This is a genomic window from Nocardia altamirensis NBRC 108246 (genome assembly GCF_001612685.1).
GTDB lineage: Bacteria > Actinomycetota > Actinomycetes > Mycobacteriales > Mycobacteriaceae > Nocardia > Nocardia altamirensis.
This window is the reverse complement of sequence record NZ_BDAY01000050.1, coordinates 20,798-38,059: the sequence shown is the minus strand read 5'-3', so window position 1 is coordinate 38,059 and position 17,262 is coordinate 20,798. Positions and strand designations below refer to the sequence as shown.

15 protein-coding genes are annotated in these 17,262 nt (G+C 68.4%); 3 read left to right on the top strand and 12 right to left on the bottom strand.

The genetic code is table 11. From position 1 onward, the window contains the following. Positions 1-225: 225 nt before the first annotated feature. The 6 genes from NA11_RS25455 to NA11_RS25430 all read right to left on the bottom strand — a co-directional run bounded on the left by NA11_RS25455 (position 226) and on the right by NA11_RS25430 (position 5,181). The gene (locus NA11_RS25455; RefSeq protein WP_069164518.1) at positions 226-585 is read right to left on the bottom strand and encodes a hypothetical protein; all 360 of its coding nucleotides are present in this window, start codon (positions 583-585) and stop codon (positions 226-228) included. Continuing rightward, the gene (locus NA11_RS25450) at positions 569-2,374 is read right to left on the bottom strand and encodes an AfsR/SARP family transcriptional regulator (RefSeq protein WP_141717826.1); all 1,806 of its coding nucleotides are present in this window, start codon (positions 2,372-2,374) and stop codon (positions 569-571) included. Before NA11_RS25450 ends, NA11_RS25455 begins: the two co-directional genes overlap by 17 nt. Positions 2,375-2,422: 48 nt before the next feature. Then, positions 2,423-2,770, bottom strand: coding sequence for a YbaB/EbfC family DNA-binding protein (locus tag NA11_RS25445; protein ID WP_141717825.1), 348 nt, complete (start codon positions 2,768-2,770; stop codon positions 2,423-2,425). Next, positions 2,770-4,467 carry a PPE domain-containing protein gene (locus NA11_RS25440; protein ID WP_167837726.1) on the bottom strand — a complete coding sequence of 566 codons (1,698 nt, stop codon included), beginning with the start codon at positions 4,465-4,467 and terminating at the stop codon, positions 2,770-2,772. The genes NA11_RS25445 and NA11_RS25440 overlap by 1 nt, the downstream gene beginning before the upstream one ends. 12 nt (positions 4,468-4,479) lie before the next feature. Next, positions 4,480-4,794, bottom strand: coding sequence for a type VII secretion target (locus NA11_RS25435; RefSeq protein ID WP_084655058.1), 315 nt, complete (start codon positions 4,792-4,794; stop codon positions 4,480-4,482). Positions 4,795-4,923: 129 nt separating this feature from the next. After that, positions 4,924-5,181, bottom strand: a complete 258-nt coding sequence (locus NA11_RS25430) for a hypothetical protein (RefSeq protein ID WP_141717824.1) — start codon at positions 5,179-5,181, stop codon at positions 4,924-4,926. Between the two features lie 407 nt (positions 5,182-5,588). Between NA11_RS25430 and NA11_RS25425 the strand changes: the two genes are divergently transcribed. Genes NA11_RS25425 through NA11_RS25415 form a run of 3 tightly spaced genes read left to right on the top strand, consistent with a single transcriptional unit; the run spans position 5,589 to position 9,112 of the window. After that, positions 5,589-6,107, top strand: coding sequence for a hypothetical protein (locus NA11_RS25425; RefSeq protein ID WP_141717823.1), 519 nt, complete (start codon positions 5,589-5,591; stop codon positions 6,105-6,107). Positions 6,108-6,119: 12 nt separating this feature from the next. Further along, positions 6,120-6,647 carry a hypothetical protein gene (locus tag NA11_RS25420; protein WP_069164512.1) on the top strand — a complete coding sequence of 176 codons (528 nt, stop codon included), beginning with the start codon at positions 6,120-6,122 and terminating at the stop codon, positions 6,645-6,647. Then, positions 6,644-9,112, top strand: coding sequence for a hypothetical protein (locus tag NA11_RS25415; protein ID WP_069164511.1), 2,469 nt, complete (start codon positions 6,644-6,646; stop codon positions 9,110-9,112). The genes NA11_RS25420 and NA11_RS25415 overlap by 4 nt, the downstream gene beginning before the upstream one ends. Before the next feature lie 36 nt (positions 9,113-9,148). Here the strand turns inward: NA11_RS25415 and NA11_RS25410 are convergent, their stop codons facing one another. From NA11_RS25410 to NA11_RS25385, 6 genes are all read right to left on the bottom strand, one after another. After that, positions 9,149-11,092 carry a hypothetical protein gene (locus NA11_RS25410; protein WP_069164510.1) on the bottom strand — a complete coding sequence of 648 codons (1,944 nt, stop codon included), beginning with the start codon at positions 11,090-11,092 and terminating at the stop codon, positions 9,149-9,151. A 12-nt stretch (positions 11,093-11,104) separates the two neighbouring features. Next, a complete protein-coding gene (locus tag NA11_RS25405; RefSeq protein WP_069164509.1) occupies positions 11,105-12,196 on the bottom strand; it encodes a C40 family peptidase in 1,092 nt (363 codons plus the stop codon). Beyond that, positions 12,189-12,599 carry a hypothetical protein gene (locus NA11_RS25400; RefSeq protein WP_069164508.1) on the bottom strand — a complete coding sequence of 137 codons (411 nt, stop codon included), beginning with the start codon at positions 12,597-12,599 and terminating at the stop codon, positions 12,189-12,191. The genes NA11_RS25405 and NA11_RS25400 overlap by 8 nt, the downstream gene beginning before the upstream one ends. A 77-nt stretch (positions 12,600-12,676) precedes the next feature. After that, on the bottom strand, positions 12,677-15,103 hold the full coding sequence (locus NA11_RS25395; RefSeq protein WP_069164507.1) for a type IV secretory system conjugative DNA transfer family protein: 2,427 nt from the start codon (positions 15,101-15,103) through the stop codon (positions 12,677-12,679). Then, positions 15,103-16,566, bottom strand: a complete 1,464-nt coding sequence (locus NA11_RS47075) for a transglycosylase SLT domain-containing protein (protein ID WP_084655057.1) — start codon at positions 16,564-16,566, stop codon at positions 15,103-15,105. The genes NA11_RS25395 and NA11_RS47075 overlap by 1 nt, the downstream gene beginning before the upstream one ends. A gap of 21 nt (positions 16,567-16,587) precedes the next feature. Beyond that, positions 16,588-17,256: an NlpC/P60 family protein gene (locus NA11_RS25385; protein ID WP_069164505.1), complete on the bottom strand. Its 669-nt coding sequence runs from the start codon at positions 17,254-17,256 to the stop codon at positions 16,588-16,590. Between the last annotated feature and the right edge of the window lie 6 nt (positions 17,257-17,262).

Below are 17,262 nucleotides of genomic sequence, written 5' to 3'. Positions count from 1 at the left end.
CACTGAGCGTCGTCGTGGAGTCGAAGTCACGGCAAACCCCTTGCCTATCTCCATCAAATAGTCCCACCAATGAGACTAACACCGGGGTAGTCAAGGGTTTCGTAGTTGAATTGGTAAGCCGCCGACAAGGTCGCTTCCAGAATTCGAAACATGTCCTATTCACCATCGTGTGACGAGGTTTGATCGACAGGTTTCCGCAGCCCCGGATCTGGCGCTACGGGGCTTTCAATCGTCGCCGTACAGATGGGTATCGAGTGCCTGCCGGTAGGACTCTTCGGTCGGCAGCTCCATCTCGGTGACGAGACGCTGTGCTTGGGCGAGGCCGGCTTCACCGCGTTGGGCGCCGGCGTCGAGGATCCTGGCGCGGATGGCGACCATGGCATTCTGGTGAGCCAGATCAGCGAGGGCGAGGATCTGCTCGCTCAGGTACTGCTCGCCGTAGTGCAGTGCCTCGGAGGTGAGTTCGACCTGGGTGACCGCGCCGTTGCTGTCGGCCCAGACCACGATGCTCTGGTCCCGGGTGTGCACGGCGTGGACGGCCTCCTCGCCGGCCTCGGCGAGCTCTGGATTATCGGGGTAGTTCACTGCTCTTCAACCTCTCTATCAGCCGTAAGGTCGCGTTCTCGAGCTCGCTGGCCGGGATGAGCCGTTTGAGCTGTGCGATGAGGTCATAGATCTCGGCGGGGTCCTCGCGCGGCGCGGTCGAGAGCACCAGCCGCCACAGATCCTGGCGGGCTGGGTCGGCGAGTACGCCGCGGTTGGCGGCGGCGAAAGCGTGCGCGGTGCGCCCGGCGGTGATGTAACGGGTGGCCAGCTCCACCGCGGTGTCGGTGCACGCATCGAGCATCACGTCGGTCCACGCGCGGGCGAACCCGTAATGTCCGTGCGGCGCGTCAGCGAAAGGCCGGTCGGTCACCAGCGACAGCGCGGCAGCCAAGGCCGCGGTCGGCGCCTCTGCGGGCGGACCGGGAACCAGCCGCTGGAAGGCATCCCAGTCGGTGAGCATCCGGGGATGGACACGGAAATTCGCACCACCGCTGCGCTCGCGTTCCAGCAGCGCGGTCTCCTCCGGTGTTTCCGGCGTGATCGGTCCGAGCTGGCGCCGCAGCCGCGAGACGAATTCGTTGCGGCGGCGCTGGTGTGCGGTATCGCCGGGATGATCGTCAGGCCACAGCGTGGCGACCTCATCGCCGGAGAGCCCGTGGGGACTCAAGGCCATCCACACCACCAGTTCGGTTTCTCGCACGGGTTTGCCGTCGGTGCCCTCCGGGCTGCGTGTCGATCGACGGGCGGTCAGGGTCGGCCCGTTCGGTACACAGACGCGGATTCGGCCCAGCACCCGCACCCAGATATGTCCGAACTCGGCCAGTAGTGCCGCGGCCTCGGCGTCCTCGCCACCGTCCTCGGTTTCGGTGCCGGGGCCAGGTTCTGGCCGCGGGGGTGGGTAGGTGCTGTCGGCCTGCATCGCCGTGGTGCCCAGCAACTCCGGAATCTGGGCCTCGGCCGAGCCTGCCGCGCGCTGAGCACGCCGGCGTGCACCACGCTCTGACCCCGGCTCGCGGCTCTCGGCAACGGTCGCGACGTCGGTGTCGCTATCCGGTGGCGGACTTTCCTCAGCAGATGCAGCCACCGTGGGCTCGACATCGGCACCGGTGCTCGATCCGGTAGCCGCCCACTGCTCTTCGCTGACCACCAGGGTGGTGCGCAGCAGGTAGCGGGCAGCACCCAGGAAGGCTTCGCCGCTGCGATCACGTCCCAGATACAGCGCCCAGCCCTCGGCATCTGCGTCCACCCGAGCCGGGGCCCGATCGATGACTATCGCATCGGCAGCGAGGTCGAGCTGGCGGGTGTCGGGGCCGGTGAATACCACCCGCGCGGTGGGGATCACCGCCCCTGGTGGGCAGTATCGGATCGTGGTGCCGGGCCCGGCGACCGACACCGATGGATCCACGGTGGCGGCACGCAGATCGGGTTCGAGCGACAACTGCAACGCCCAGGCCCGGGCCACCTGCAGCGCCAGTACGGAATGGACCGATAGCCGCGATGTCGCGGCGAGGTTGATCATCAGGAACTCGCCCTCAGCGGTGATGCCGACCACCACCAACAGCCCCTGAGTGGCGGCGGCCAACGGCAGGTCATCGCAGTCGATCCACCAGTGGTCGTCGCCGGTGTCGCGCTGCCAGGGCAGGTCCATTTTCGCCGGTGCGCTCAGGTCGAAATGGACGTGCCCGGAGACCAGATTCAGGCGGCAGGCAAGGGGGCGAGCTCCCGCCGTTTCGAAACGCTGGCACCCCGCGTGAACGCGCCGCAATCCGTCATTACGCAACAGCCAATCGAGGATCGCAGTCGGTGCTGGAGGCGCGGTGGAACTCACGTTCCGAGTTTACGGTCAGAACAGCAGTAATCCGGTGCAGGTGTCGGGCTATTCGGGATCGAAATCGAGTGAATCTTTAGTCCCACCCACGAAACGGTTTATCTGCTCGCGCCGAGCCGCAGCGTCGGTGTGGGACGCCCGGATCGCCGCGGTGATCGCGGCACCGAGGTCGTCGGCCGAGGTCCGTGTCGTCAGCCCCGGGGCCAGCCACAGCCCGGTCAGTCGGCCCATCCCGTCGACCTCGGGCACCACCTGATCATCAGGAGAGGGTCGGCGCACCCGCATGCTGGTCAACGCATCGATTCCGGTGCCGAGTCGATCTCGAAGCTGTGCGGCCTCGGTCAATGCCGACTCCACACGCTGTTGTGCTGCCTGGGCCTGGGCCTGAATGTCCATCAGTCGCCGTCGCCTTTCTCGGCGCGTGCTGCCGGGGTCGGTTTAGGGGGAGTGCGTTTGCGGGCACCGATCACCGGCGCAACCGACGGGGTCTTGTCCTGATACACCGGTTCGTCGGGAACGACCTTACGGTTGCGCGCCCGTTCGTTCTGGGCTCCGCCACCGAGCCCGCCCATCATCGCCGGGTTCATCATCGGCATCATCGCCGGGGCAGCGGCCGGCCGGGTCGGTGCGGGACTACCGCTGGCGACCGTAGGCGCCACAACCTGGGTCGGGGCGGTCCGGGCCGCGACAGCACCAGCATTGGCTGCTGCCGGTGCGGTAGCCCCCACCCCCGGCACGGACGCGGCGATACCGGAATCGGCTCCGGCACCGAAATCACCCGATGACCCGCCCGCGCCGAAATCGCCAGTGCCGGTAGGGACATCGAGCCCGGGAAAGGCAGGCTCGGGCAACGCGGGATCCAGTCCGGCGCTCAGATCCTCCGGGGACGTACCCGTCGCGACGGCTTGCACCGCCGAGGAAGCCAGCGAGCTGATCGGGCCGACGGCTTGCTGGAGCATCTGCGAACCCATGCCCAGCAGTTGCGGACCCATCTGCCCGGCCTGCTGGGCCGCCAGCGTCTGCACGGCCAAGGCCTGAGCTTCGGCTTGGATCGCGGGATCGTTGGGATCGAGTCCTAAATCCTCGGATGTCGACGACTGATCATCCGCCTCGTCGTGGGGATCGTGCTCATCGGAGGGGCGATTGTCACGGTCGGCGTCCGCGGAGTCGGCGCCCTCGCCTGCCACAGCAGGCGGTGCTCCCACCTCGGCGTCTGTCACCGCGGAACGGGTCGTCGAAGCTCCGTACTGGGCACCGACTTCACCGGAATCGGAGGTCAGCTGCGCCCATTGTGCTCGTGTCTGGGTCAGCGCGGGAGCCGCAGCTGTGTCTCCGGCCGCGACCCGGGCCGTATTCGTCATCAACGCCGCGCGCACCGCGGTGACGTATTCCGGCGTCGGGTGGGTGGCAACTGCCTGGGCGTGATTGCCGGCGTGCGCGGCCGCGGCCGCCGCGACCGCCTCGGCGTGCAGCGAGGCATCGGCGAGCCATCGGCTCAGCTCGGCGACCTTCGGCAAGGCCAGCGCGGCGGCGGGAGACTCCCACGAACCTGCCAGACCGGCGGCGACGGCAGTGGTCACGGCGGCCTCCTGGCCGAAGACCGTGGCCAGTGTCGACCATTGCTGCGCGTGCGCTGCTGCTGAGGCGCCGTGATCGCCGGCTTGCAGCGCGGTCGCGGCAGCCAACGGCTCCGCGCCCAAGGACGAGGGCATCATGATCGGCCCGCGAGCCGTGTCGAGGACACGGGGGACCGGCGGGATATCCACCGGGCCCGGCGCACCCTGCGCGCCTCCCGCGCCACCAGTACCGAAGCGGTTCGCCGCGATCGAGGAAGCGTTCGCGCCGTCGGCTGAGGTGTAGTCGGCCGCGCTGGCCCGCAATGCCGCCGCAGCACCTAGGATCACCGCCACCGCGGCATGCGCGGCACTGACCAGATGTGCGCTGCGCTGATTGATGACTTGCGCCCCCGTCGACGAGATCGTGTCACCCCCGGCCGGAGCTACCACGGTCACCGGGATCGCAGAACTCAAGCGCGCACCGCACGCGTCGAGGGCGTCCGCGGCGGCCCGCACGCCTTCGGCATCGACTCGCACGACCACAGCGAGCTACAGGTTGCCGACCGCGCGCGTCGCCGCGGACGCGTTGTCCTGGTCGGTGGCCACGTAGTCCGCACGCGAGATCCGCAGATCCTGGGCAGTCTGACTGTGATCGGCGGCGGCCGCGGCGGTCGCTTCGCGACGGCGTTGGTAGTAGTCGGCCAGCGCCGCGACGAACGGGCCCGAAACATCACCGTGGGTCGTCAAAACGTTTTCCATCAACGGCTCGTTGGGGCGTCCGTAGGCAGCCAGCCGATCGGCAGCATCGTCGTGAGAATGAGCGAGGCGATCCAGATCACCGGGCTCGACGTGTAGCTCTCTCATTGTTCTATTCCTTTCCCACTGGTGGGACCTTTGAATGCAAGTCTAGGCGCTCGCGACGGCAGCGACGGGACTCCGCCCGCAGGATTCCCTGGGGCCGTGTCGGCTGACCGGGTGCAGCAACCGAGCCGGTCAGCGCGCAGGGCCGCTCAGGGATTGCGCCGCGGCGTCGATGCTGGCGGCATTGGTATCGTCTGTGACCTCATAGTCGCTGATAGAGGCCGATATCTGCGCCGCTGTCGCTGCCGCGGTGGTGCGCGCTTGGGTCGCCCGATCGGTCAGCACCGTCGACGCCTGTGTAGTGATGGCCGAGACCGCCGCATCGATCGGACTGGTGCCCCCGACCCCGCCGGTCAACCGGCCGGCAGCGGCGGACGAAACGCTGCTCATGCTGGTGATCAGTTGTCCGAGTTGTTCCACCCGTGAGCCTAAATCTGCCGAATCTTCTCGCATTCGAATACTCCTCACCCTCGAAACTACGCTGGGTTCCGATCTCAGTATTACCCTCGAAGAACAGCTGGGGAATTTGTTGGCGCAAATCCGTGGCGAAAGCGCCTCCCCACGACCTCTCGGCACGCCACGCCGGAGGTTGCGGATCCAGGGGGTGAAAGTGGTCAACTCCGGGCGCGGAGCGCGCACCCGGATGCCAAGGAGCGGTCATGAAGCCCATCGCCGTGGACCCCCACCGTGGCCCGGTGCGCCCGAATATGGGTCGCAGGCAGCGCAAACGGCACGCCGGAGGTCACAGAACTCTGCCTTCCTCACTTCATACTGAAGCCAGGAAGGAGGCACCCGACGTGACGACACCCTCCGGGCAGCCCACGGCGCCGGGACCGACCAGGACCATCGGCCTTGCCGCGGTGGTGGCCGCGATCGTGCTCATGGCCGGACTGCTCGTGCTGACGGTCAAACTGTTCACCGCGCCGACCACCGTCGTCGCCGCGGCCGGCCCGGACCCCGCCGCTGTCCTGACACCCCAGCAGGCCACCAGCCGTTCGTGCGCGTCGTTCTCCGCAGCCCTCACCGCGATCGGCCCGCTGCAGGCGCTACTGCCGGCAGGGTGGAGACCGACCGACCCCGGCGTCGATGAGCGCATCGACTCCTACACCAGCCAGATGGACGCCGCGGCACTGCGAGTGCGTATCGAACCCGGCACCGCCCCCGCGGTCAAGGCCGCGCTCACCGATTGGGTCACCACCGTGCTGATCGGCGACCAGGTGATCGGTGCCAAGAACCAGCAGCTACTGGCAGGTGTGCTGGGGCCACGCCTGGACGCCGCCGAGCTGACCAGCCGCGCGGCCTGCGGAATCCGCTGAAGGAGAAGGCAGATGGTGCAGACCCGAACAACCGATTCCGGCACCGACCCGGCACCGAGGAAACAATCGTCGGCACGAGTGAGCATCCTCGTGCTCTCGGGCCTACTTGCTGCGATGACGGTGGCGTTGATCGCCAGCCTGGTCACGCGGCCCTCCGGGCAGACGCTCACCACGGTGACCAGCGCGCCGAGTCTGACGCCGCAGCAAGCGACCTCGCAGACCTGTGACGGGTTCACGGCGGCACTCAATGCGGTGGTGACGGCGGGACGCACACACCGGCCGGCGCAATGGAGCTTCACCGACCCCGGGGTCGACAATTGGATCAACCCGTTCACCACCGCCGTCGATCAGGCCGTCACCGGCGTCCAGATCGCACCGGGAACCAACCGGACCGTCACCGCGGCGGTCGGCGACTGGATCAGCGCCGCACTGATGGCGAGTCAGGCCATGCTCACCCACGACGGACGCAGCCTCGACACCCTCGACGGCCGCGCCGCGGTCGCCGAGGTCGCCGCGCGACGAGCCTGCGGGCGATCATGAGTATCCCCCGGCCGAGCGGCCCGTACGCCGATGAAATACTCGGCTCACACTGGCCCAGCGGCGATCCGGACCTGCTGGCCCAGATCGCGGTCGACACCACCAGCAGCGGCAACGAGATCAGAGCCGCCGCCGCCCAGATGAGCGGCATCGGCGCCGGAATCATCAACCACAACCAAGGCGCCGGGCCCGAAGCGATGTCGACGCAAGTGCAGCTCGATGCCCGAACCTGGGCCGAACACGGCGAAACCCTCGTGCGCGCAGGCACCGTGGTCGACGTCATGGCATGGACGATCCGCAGTGTCCAAACACAATTGGCCGCTCTGGTCGCCGAAGCACAAGCGGCCATCGCCACCATCAAAACCCAAGCAGCGGCCGCCGAGATGACCGCGACCGCGCCCGGCGCTGCCCTGGCGATCCACGCCAAAGCCGAAGCGATGATCGACGCGATCGTCGCCGCCGCCGCGACCGAAGTCGGCACCGTGTCCGCGGCCGCCACCGTCAAAGTCTCCGGCATGGCCGGTGAAATCACCGCTGCCGCAGCGCCTTCCCTCATCCCCGGGGGAGCCGGGCCGCTCACCCCGGGAGCCTTGCCCCCACAGGCCAGCACTCACGCCGCGTGGAACCCGAGTGTTCCCGCCGGACCCGTCGACACGGCGACCTCGACCGCCGGATCATCCAGTTCCCAGGCCGATGGCTTGTTCGGCGGAGGGCGAACAAGACTCCCCGACACCGAGCCAGCACCGCAGGGACCCCACCAGACAGGTCTCACCGACCCCGTGAACCCGACTGCGCCACAAGCTGGTTCGCCCAACTCCGTCAGTCCCGATCCTGCCGGTGCGCACCCCGCCGGCCCCGCAGGTACGCCCACGACGCCGACCTCGACATCGGTCGGCACGAGCGGGCTCGGCACCAGCACCACACAGACCGGCCCGGGAACGGGACACGGATCCACCGGCACCAGCGCTCGACCCGACGTCACTGCCGGAGCAAGCACCGGCCGAGATCTGGGCACCAGCCCCAAAGGCTCCGGCGTCGGCACCACCGAAGGGACAGGAAAAGGGCTACCCGGTGTCACCGTGCCCGAACGCAGCGGCCTCGGCAATCAGGGAATCCGGCTGGGCAGCAACACTTTCGGACAGTCGCCGCTGATGAACCCAGGGACCTCGGCGTTGACTCAACCCGCGCCGATCACTCCCGCGGCGCCCACCGCCGAGTCCGCGCAGGCCGCCCCCCGCGCCCCCGTGGCACCGACCCCGCACAGCACCGCGGTCAGCGCCGCGCCACCGATCCATGGCGGCGAGGTCCGCGCTCCGGCCGCCGATCCCGCCGCGATGATGGCCCGACAACCGATCACGCCATCGGCCCCTGGGTTCACCGGACCACCACCACCCATGTCCACCGTCGGTGCCACCGCGATGCCGGTGCACGCCGAGGGCCCGGTCGTACCGCCCGCCGCGGCCGCCGCGGCCGCCACCGCACCCGTAGCCATTCGTGACGGCGCCGCCGCCGCGTTCGTGGCGGCCTCCCCGTCGGCCGGCCTGATCTCGGCACCGGTGAATGTTGCTCTGCTGCATGCGAAAACACTGCTCTCGGGAATCCTGGCCGTACCGGGAGCGCTGGTGACCGAATGGGCCGTCGGGGTGCTGCGAGCCGGAGTCATCGGTGCTCCGAGCTATGTGGTGACCTCTACTCGCGGGCGCGGCTGGTTGCCGCGAGGACTGCACCTGCCGGTCGAGATCGCCCTGCCGTGGGTCGGACAGACCGAGCTCGACTCCCAGCAGTGGCAGGGGCTGGCCGATCCCACCCGCATCATCGCCGAGTACGCCACCCTCATGAGCGAGCGATTCGGCACCGAACTGGCGGCGGTGGCCGCCAGTGTGCCCTCGGCGCTGAAGAACGCGCTGCCCGACGAGGCAGCGTTCGCCCATTCCAGCCTCGCCGATCCCGACATCGACTTGGCCGGCCCCACCCCGGCCACCATGCACCGATTGCAGGCGACATGGCCCCACATGGTGGAACAGATCGAATCCGTTGACCAGGCAAGGGTTTTCGATGAATGTCTCGGGCTGGCATGGAGCGCTGCCGATACCACGCCCTGCTGGGATGTCGCGTCCCCGGCCGGGTACACCTGCGTGCAGCTGCGGGGGTTGATTCTGCAGGCCCTGCACCACCACACGCCGGTGGACCCGCAGTGGTGGGTCGAATTGGCCGAGGCCGACGTACTGCTCGACGAAGCCGCTCGCGCGTGCCGCCGCAGCCCCGGCCCGTCGGTGCCCTACGGGGCACTACCCACCGAGGATCCCCAGTTCGCCATGATCAGCGCCGAGTGTGCCGCCAACGAAACAGTCCTGCTGCTGCGCGAGGACCCTGCGCTGGCCGATGTGTACTACGCCTACCGGCAGCTGAGGTCACTGTTACGCCTCGATGATGCCCAGACGCCGGTCCGGGTGGGCGACCAGGTCTGAGCGGTCCACCGCGAGCCCTCGGTGCCCGGGCACGTCTCACCCCTTGCTCGCCGGTGGTGCCGAATCCGGCGTGGTGGCAGGGGCTGTGGTGTCGGTGGGGCGGAAGAAGCCCTTGAAGTCCGCGCCGGTGTTCATCAGCTCGGCGATCGGAACGACCTTGCCGTGATCGATGAGGTTCCCGCGGGAGGCCACGATCGCGGTGTGGTCGCCCCAGACCGCGACATCGCCCGGTGCCAGGTCGGCCGGATCCACCGGTGCGCCGGGGTCACGGCCTGCCGGCAGGTTGACACCGGTGCCCGCGTAGGCGGTTTGGGCTGCGTCGCCGGTGTTGTCGGCGTTGAGCAGTGCCTGCCGGACCGCCTGCGCGGCTTGCGGATTCGGAGCCTGCTGCTCGCTGCCGTCGGGGAGTTTCACGGTGGAGGTGTTCTCGGCTGCTGCCTCGGCGGATTTGGGCTGATCGGTGCCGGGGTGGTCGTTCGGTTCGGCGGCCGCGGGGGGCGAGGGGGCCGTGCTCGGTGCCGTGGCGCCGGGATCGGTGGTGGTCGGCGCGCTGGGTGGTGCCGGGGCCGTCCCAGGAACGGCGGTGGTGGTCGATGGCGGTGGCGCCATTGTCGCCTCGGGGACCACCGAGGCGCCCGTGGGGCTGTTTGCCGTGGCAGGGGCTGCGGGAACCGGACTCGGCGCGGTCGTAGCGGGTGAGGGGCTGGTGGCAGGCGCCGAGTTCTGCGGGATGCCCGACAGCGCCTGCAGCAGCCCAGGCAGGGTGCCCAGGGGATTGGTGCCTAATGGGTTGGCCCCCAACGGATTCGCACCCATTGGATTCGCACCGTACATGCCGGCGCCGTAAGGGTTCATCGCGTAGGGGTTCATCGGCAACGGACTCATAGGGTATGGGCTGGCCTCGTACGGGTCGCCGGTTGTCAGCGAAGGATAGGAATCCAATGGGGCACCGAAGGGATCGGGATCGGTGTCTACGGTCGGGTCGTTCTTCCAGCCTCCGTCGGTGCCTGGCGCGGCGGGCTCGACAGGGACGGGGGTGTCCTTGCCGTCGGTGCCGTCCTTCGGCACGGTCGGTGCGGACTTGGGGGAGTTGGTCAGGGCCTGTTGGACGGCGTTCTGGGCGGTGTCCAGTGCTGTCTGGATGCGGGTGAGCAGGACCTTTTGTCCCGCTGGGGTGCTCGTGTCGACGTTGGTTACCGCAGTGTTGAACTCCTCGACACAATCCAATACCGCTTTGCGGGCGGTCTCGGTGTTCTGTGCCGATTGGGCGAGTAGTTGCGCCAGGCGTGTTTCCGCGGCGACGAACTGGTCGCGGACCGTGCGTTGCCCGTCGACGACGTTGCCGTACCCGCCGATGCCGGGGTCTGACTTGGGAACCCCGCCAGGCACCGGTGCCGGCTCTGCGGTGACCGGCGCGGACCGACCCAGCGCCGCCCACAATCTGTCCATCGCCGCCTGCACCGTGTGCTGGGTATCAGCGTCGGTGCCCGGCGGGAACTGCATCGTCGGCGCGGGAGTGGCCGATTTGCGGGGCTCGTCGTTGCGTGGGTCGGGCTGGGTCGTGCCAGGCTGGGTGGAACCGGGCTCCGGGGCCGGTTGTCCGCTGGTCGGGCCCGATTGAGGGGCCGCAGTGACGATCCACGAACCGGTGGGCCCAATGGTCAAGGTCGCACCGCTGGGCAGCGTCATCGATTGCCCTGGTGCCAGATGTCTGGCGACCGCAGCCTCGAAATCCTTGTTCTCGAGCACCGGGCTGCCCGGCGGGAGCGGGAACGACACCGGGCCGGAGGGGTTCGGCGCGCCCGGGGGGATGCGTACCTCGACGGGTTCGGGTTCGGACTTCCCCGGCACCGGCTTGGGTGTGGGGCCTACGTCGTGGCCGGGCTCGCGGATGGTGGGGTCCCTGCGCCCGCGCCATTCGATGATCGAACCGGGCGAGGGCTGGCCGGCAGGAGGCGGGTTCTGCGGTTCTGGTGCCATGGCGATGCTCTCCTACTCGACGACGCGCTTGACGACGGCGCCCGCAGGGTTGTACGGGCTGTATTTGACGGGCACTCCGGACTGCTGCGCCTCGATGACCATGGCGTTTCCGGAGCTGTCCTTGCCTGCATAGATCTGGACGTGTTCGGGCCCGCGCGCACTGAAGTTGCTGAAGACCAGGTCTCCGGGTGCTTCGTGCCCGGGTGCGACGCGCTGGCCGAGCTTGATCTGGTCGTAGGTGGTGCGCGGCAATTCCATATGTCCGCCGGTGGCCTGGTAGACCGCCATCCGGGTCAGGCCGCTGCAGTCGTAGCCGCCGCCGGTCGGCCCGGTCAGGGATCCGCCGCCCCACACGTAGGGCAGGCGCAACGCACCGCGGGCAGCATCGACGACCCGGGTACCTGCCGCGGCACCACCCGTGGACAGGGCCGGGGCATTACCGCCGGACCACAGACCGGCCGGGCCGGGCGTGGACTGTGCGCGCGGGCGGGATTGGCGCAGCACTGGCGCGGAGGCCATCAGCGCGCTGACCGGCGAGCCGAGGGAGGACGCCATCGTGGCCGGTATACCCATTCCGGCACCTGCGGCCATCGTCATCGGCCCGGTCATCGGCTGGACGCGGCGGATGTATTCGGCGGCGAGTTGACGGACCAGCGCGGCGCGCGCGGCGGAGTACTGGCTGTCGCGGGTGAGCACCGAGGCGCCCTCGGAGACGGCGCCGTGCTTGAGTTTGAGCATCGCCAGGGCCCCGGCCGGAGTTCGGGTGACCGGTGCGACCACCGCACGCCCGAGCAGATACTGCCCGGTAGTGGCATCGAGCGCGGTGCGCCCGCTCGTGGTGTCGGTAGCTGAGCTGTCGACGATCTGGCCTGCCGCGTCGTCGCGGTCGGCGAGATCCTCGATTCCGGCGATCTGCTCGTGCGCGGTGGTGGTGTAGGAGCGCACACCCTGGCCCGACATCGTGGTGGTGGTCGCGTCGTTGGCGCGCAGCTGATCGGCGACGGTGGAGGCCTCGGCCGACGCGTCAGCGTCGCCGCGGACCGGAGCACCGTCGCCGTAGCTTGCGCGCAGACGCTGTAGTAGCGCCTCGACCTCGTCAGTCACCGGGCTCGTGGGGGCTGGTCGTCGCCGTGGTGACACCGGCGAGCACGGGCTCGGTCCGAGGCGTGGACGGTGCCGACATCGGCGAAGTGGCGCCGTTGCCGGTGGGGGCGGCAGTGGCGGATTTGCTGCTGTGCTCGGCGGTGGCGTTGGTGTCGGGCTTCTGCTTGCGCGGTTTCCGTGGCCTGGTGTAACCCATCGCGGTGAGCTCATCGGGTTTCCAGCCGCCCGCAATGGCCTTGTCGTAGGCGTCGGAAATGTCGTTGCGAATCTCTTCCAGGGCGGCTTCGGCGTCGGCGGCCCGCTGCAGCACCTCGCCGAGATCACCGATCAGATCGGCACGAGCTCTGAGGTGTTCCTGGGCGGCTTTGATTGCATTTTCTCGAACGGTTTTCGCAGTTGCCATCAGTCGGTTTCCTTTTGTCGAATAGAGGGTCCTTGTGTCCCACTGGTGGGACGTTCCATCGTATCGAGACTGCGCGGTCAGGCGGCCGGAGACGCTGGCACCTCCTCGGGTTTTTCGGCACGGACGTAGACGGTGTCGTCGACGGAGATCTCGCGTACCTCTTGTTCGCCGGTGTAGGGGTCGCGCACGAACAGACACGCCAAGCGCGTGTCCTCGTCGATGGCGGGCGCTTCCTCGAGGATCACCCACCGCTCGGGTTCGATGTCGTAGAGCAGGCAATCGCCGGGCTCGAGCCGCGTGATCGGCGTGGGCTCCGGCTCGGATTCCAGCGCCCCGAACCAGGTTTCGACCGGATCGGTGGCCAGTTTCCTCGCCGCGGCGGCGGGCGGTTTGACCATCGTCAGGGCTGGTTCGTGCCCGGCTGCAGGTGTGGACTTGGTCGGGGTCATCGGCGCCGAGGGATCCACCGCGGAGAGCTCGGCGAGCCGGAAGTACTGCGGGGACAACGGATCCAGGTCGGGTCGATCGACTGCGCGCACGATTTCCAGATGCCGGTAGCCGTCGAAAGAGCCTGGTTTGTCGGCCATCTGCGAGGACGGCACAACCAGCAGCCGGTCGTAAGAGCGGACCGTGGGCCGCAATGCGGTGATGATGCGCTGCGCGGCTGAGCTCGGATCGTCCGGGTCCGGGGTGAAATGGCACTGGACCTCCACCGGTGTCCCGCCGCGATCGCGTGCGGTGGCGCGTCCTCGTTTCCCTGGTGGAACGGTGCGACCGATATAAATGGACTCCCACACCATGTCCGCAGCCACCCGGCTGAGTTTTCCCATCGAAATTCTCATAATGAAGTTGTCACGGCCCTCACCGGCCATGATCGAGGCATCAGGGCGTTGCAAGCCGACAAAAAGATGCATGCGATTGGTGCGGGCCAGCCGCGCCATCGAATAGAACTGGGTGAGCGTGGGGGGCTCGGCCGGGCCGCGTCGCTGAGGATCGCGGTTGTCGGCGTAGAACTCCCTGATGCGGTCGACGAGCTCGGTGAACTCGTCGACCACGATCAGGAACGGCAGTGCGTTCTTTTTGGCGCTGGGATCGACCTTGCCTTTGTCGTAGCGCCGCATCATGATCTGATACAGGTGCTCGATCACGGTGATGGCTTCTTCGACCTCGGTGATCACCATCTGGACGTTGGGCCATTCGCGGTAGGCGTTGAACTCGGTGCCCTTGAAATCGAAGATGAATATCGGCCACTGGTGCTGGGCGGCCTGGGTGATCATCGTGTGCGTCGTGGCGGTTTTGCCTGACCCGGACGTGCCGATGCACAGTGCGTGTGGGAACCGCTTGGGATCCCAGACGACGTCCTCGGCGTCCTCGGTGTCGGCGAAGACGAACACTGTCTCGTCGTAACGGGCGATGGCCTCTGCAGCGCTTTTCGGAGGCGATTTGGGCAGCAGCGGCGCGAGCTGCTCCGGGAACTCCGGGCGTCGGCTGAATCGCACGGAGTCGGTTTCGTGATCCCAGCTGGCGCGCCAGCGTCCGGGCAGGATCTCGGAGATCTTGCGTTCGATCAACTGGGTGCGCACCGAACCGGCCAGCTTGTGTGAAATATTGTGGCGCACAACGAAACTGGTGAAATCAGGCGTTCCGGTCGGCTGGATATCGGTGACCGTGGCACCAGCCTCGAACATCGTCGACTGGGAAATCTTGTCCCGCAGCCGCGCGATCGAGGTCGGAGTCGCATCGCCCTCGGTCGCCAACGTGGCGTGGATGCGGCGGGCCTTGCGGTCGGTGGTCAGGACGTAGTTGCCCTCCAGGATGGCGTTGAGGTGCTCGCCGAGTACCTTGGGGAGGCGTTCGAGCCGTCCGTTGAAGGACAGCGTCAGTTTGTGAGGGGTGTTGGTGTCCCACCCGCGTGCGGTGAGGAACCGATGGTTCGGCAGCTTGGTATAGCCGAGGTAAGGGTAGAGGGCGTGGGCGAGCTCATCGAGCAGCTCGATCCGCTCCACGCGCGGTCGGACCAGCACCACCGCCATGCTGGTCACCGCCGTCGCGGCCACTGCCGCGGCCACGAGCACCAGGTACTGGTGGATCACTCCTGCGGTGAGCGCAGTCAGCACCACGGTCGCCGCGCTGTCGGTGGTGCACGCTACGGTGGCCGCCGCGGTGAACCTGGGCAGGCGCCGATCCCGGTCCGTGGCGGAAGGATCGAAACGAGCATGCCACCACCCGATGACCCTCATGATCGTGCCGACCGCGCAGACCAACGCCAGCAGCAGAGCCGCGGCGGCGACCAGGCCCGCGAACGTCGGCCCGGTGTGGGCCAGGCCCGCTCCCGGGAACTCGATGATCGGATCGGTGCTGAACAGGTGATTGCGCAGTGCCCACTCCGAGAACGGCTGGTGCAGGGCTTGCCAGGCGAGGAATCCGAACACCAGGCCTCCGGCGGGCACCAGCAGTTCCACCGGCATCGCGGTGGGATCGGTGCGGGTCGCCGAGCCGGTCATCAGTATCCGCGCGGGGGCCTGGTCGGATCTGCCTGCTGCACCTTCGAGGCCAGGTCGGTGCCGTCGGGGCTGACGTTGTAGCGGCTCATCACATACTGCATCGACGCCGCGACGTTGGCGGTCGGGTCGGTGATATCGGTGCTGGTGCCCGCCACGTGATGGTCCCGGAAGGTGGCGGGAATCAACTGAGTCAAGCCCCGGGAGTGCTGTCCCGCCGCAGCGTTGGAATCCCAGCCGTTGACGGCATCGGGGTTGCCGGTGGATTCGCGGTCGATGAGCGTGCGGTAGCCGATCGCCCACCGGGCGCGGGCGCGCGGGTCGGTGATCCCGAGATGGTCCAGGGCCGCGTTGATGGCCTCCTCGACGTTGCGGGCGGCGGGCTTGCGGCGGGTGCTCGGAGTGTGGGAGGCAGGTCCGGAGGTGAGCTGGGCGCCGCGAGCACGAGGGGTGCTCGACAGCGTGGCGGTGGAGGTGGCGTTGGTGGTCGAGGCACGCACGCCGTCGGCGACGACAGCACTGCCCTGCTGCAGGGCTTGGCTGATCGTGTTCACGATGGCGGTCTGACCGGCGATGGTGTTGGCAACCGGAGCAAGAGTCATCAGAGTGGCGTCGGTCCTGCTGATGATCTCGTCGATCTTGCGTCGGCCATCACGGACGGTATGGGCGGACTTGCCCAGGATCGCGTGCAATCGCTGATCGAGATCGACAATGGCGCGTACCACGATGTCCTGCTCGACGGTGGCATCGGCGTGCGCGGTGCTCGACGGTCCGGACCAGCCGAGGGAATTGCCGGCGGCGTCGAGGGCCGCGTAGAGCGGGTCTGCAGGACAGATCGCAGGATCGGCGGTCGTGGGCTCTCCGGTGCCGAATTGCTGACGCAACATCGTCAACGCCCCCATGACGCTCATCGCGGCGCCGAGCACCGTCGAGGGCAGCGACAGCGCCGCCGACAGCACTGTCGGCGCCAGCGAGGTCAAGGTCGACAATTGCTCAGGGCTCAGTTGCGGAAGCTGGGGTGGGGGCGGTGCCTGCAGCGTCGCCGAACCGAGGGGCGTTTCCACGTGCAGCGCCGGTGCGCCGGGATCGGCCATCGGCGGAGCGGGAGCAGGAGCGGGAGCGGGGGTAAGAGTCGGTGCCCCCGGAATCGGGTTCGGCATCGGCGCGGGGACCGGGGTTCCCGGCGCGGCGGGCGTCGCACCGGGTTGGCCCGGCGAGGATGGTTGTCCGGTTGCCGGCGCAGCGCTCGGGTCGGGCGTGCCACCAGCGGGCCGCCCCGAATCGGGGTCATTGGCGGTGCGCGGTGGCGCCGGGGTAAACGGGGTGGGCGGGCGTCCGGGTTCGCGGCGTCGGCGCGGGTCCTCCTCACCGGTGTGTTGGGTGTCTTGGTCGTGGGCGAGATAGGCGCCGAATTGCAGTCCGCCGCCGTGTCCTTCGACCGAGGCAATGTCATCGGGGCTGGTCATCGTGCACCTGCCTTTCGCGGTTCATCGCAGGACTCGCTTCACCAGAACGGACTCGTCGGCGGGGAACGCCGCGACGACAACCCGGCCACCGGTGACCGGGACGTCGACCACCAGGGCCGGATTGAGCACCACCGCAACGTGATCGAGGGCGCGGCCCGGCATCGAGAGGCTGAACACCAGATCGCCTGCGGCGCTCTCGCGGATGTCTACGGGGTGCCCGTAGCCGGTTTGAGCGGCGACGGACTCCGGCAGAACAATGCGGTGAGCGCTGGCCGCGTAGATGACATAGCGAGCCAGCGCCACATCACTCCACGCGTCCTCGGTCGGTCCCTGCAGCGAGCCAGCGCCCGCACGAGCAGCCAGGCCCAGCTGGTCGAAGGCCAGGACCGCGGCCTGACGCCCTTGCGGCCCGGCCACCGCATCGGTCAGCAACGCCTGCACACACTGATCCGCGGCACTGGTCGGTGTGATCGGCGAGGGTGTCGTCCGGGGCGCGGGGGAAGCTGTCGTTGCGGCGGGCCGGGGCTGCTCGAGTGAGGATGCGTCGAGGGCGGGAAATTGCTCGGGGCAGCTGTCGGTGAGGCCCTCACCCAGGCCTGCGCTGCCGGGTAAGAGGACCGTCACCATCAGCACCGGTGCCGCGACCAGGGCAGCGAGCACCGCACCGGCGATGAGCAGCACTTTTGTCATCTCTTG

Coding starts and splice junctions, on each gene's coding strand:
- NA11_RS25445 (WP_141717825.1), bottom strand. CDS start 2,770: ATGGACATTCAGGCCCAGGCCCAGGCAGCACAACAGCGTGTGGAGTCG.
- NA11_RS25435 (WP_084655058.1), bottom strand. CDS start 4,794: ATGAGAGAGCTACACGTCGAGCCCGGTGATCTGGATCGCCTCGCTCAT.
- NA11_RS25430 (WP_141717824.1), bottom strand. CDS start 5,181: ATGAGCAGCGTTTCGTCCGCCGCTGCCGGCCGGTTGACCGGCGGGGTC.
- NA11_RS25420 (WP_069164512.1), top strand. CDS start 6,120: ATGGTGCAGACCCGAACAACCGATTCCGGCACCGACCCGGCACCGAGG.
- NA11_RS25415 (WP_069164511.1), top strand. CDS start 6,644: ATGAGTATCCCCCGGCCGAGCGGCCCGTACGCCGATGAAATACTCGGC.
- NA11_RS25410 (WP_069164510.1), bottom strand. CDS start 11,092: ATGGCACCAGAACCGCAGAACCCGCCTCCTGCCGGCCAGCCCTCGCCC.
- NA11_RS25400 (WP_069164508.1), bottom strand. CDS start 12,599: ATGGCAACTGCGAAAACCGTTCGAGAAAATGCAATCAAAGCCGCCCAG.
- NA11_RS25395 (WP_069164507.1), bottom strand. CDS start 15,103: ATGACCGGCTCGGCGACCCGCACCGATCCCACCGCGATGCCGGTGGAA.
- NA11_RS47075 (WP_084655057.1), bottom strand. CDS start 16,566: ATGACCAGCCCCGATGACATTGCCTCGGTCGAAGGACACGGCGGCGGA.
- NA11_RS25385 (WP_069164505.1), bottom strand. CDS start 17,256: ATGACAAAAGTGCTGCTCATCGCCGGTGCGGTGCTCGCTGCCCTGGTC.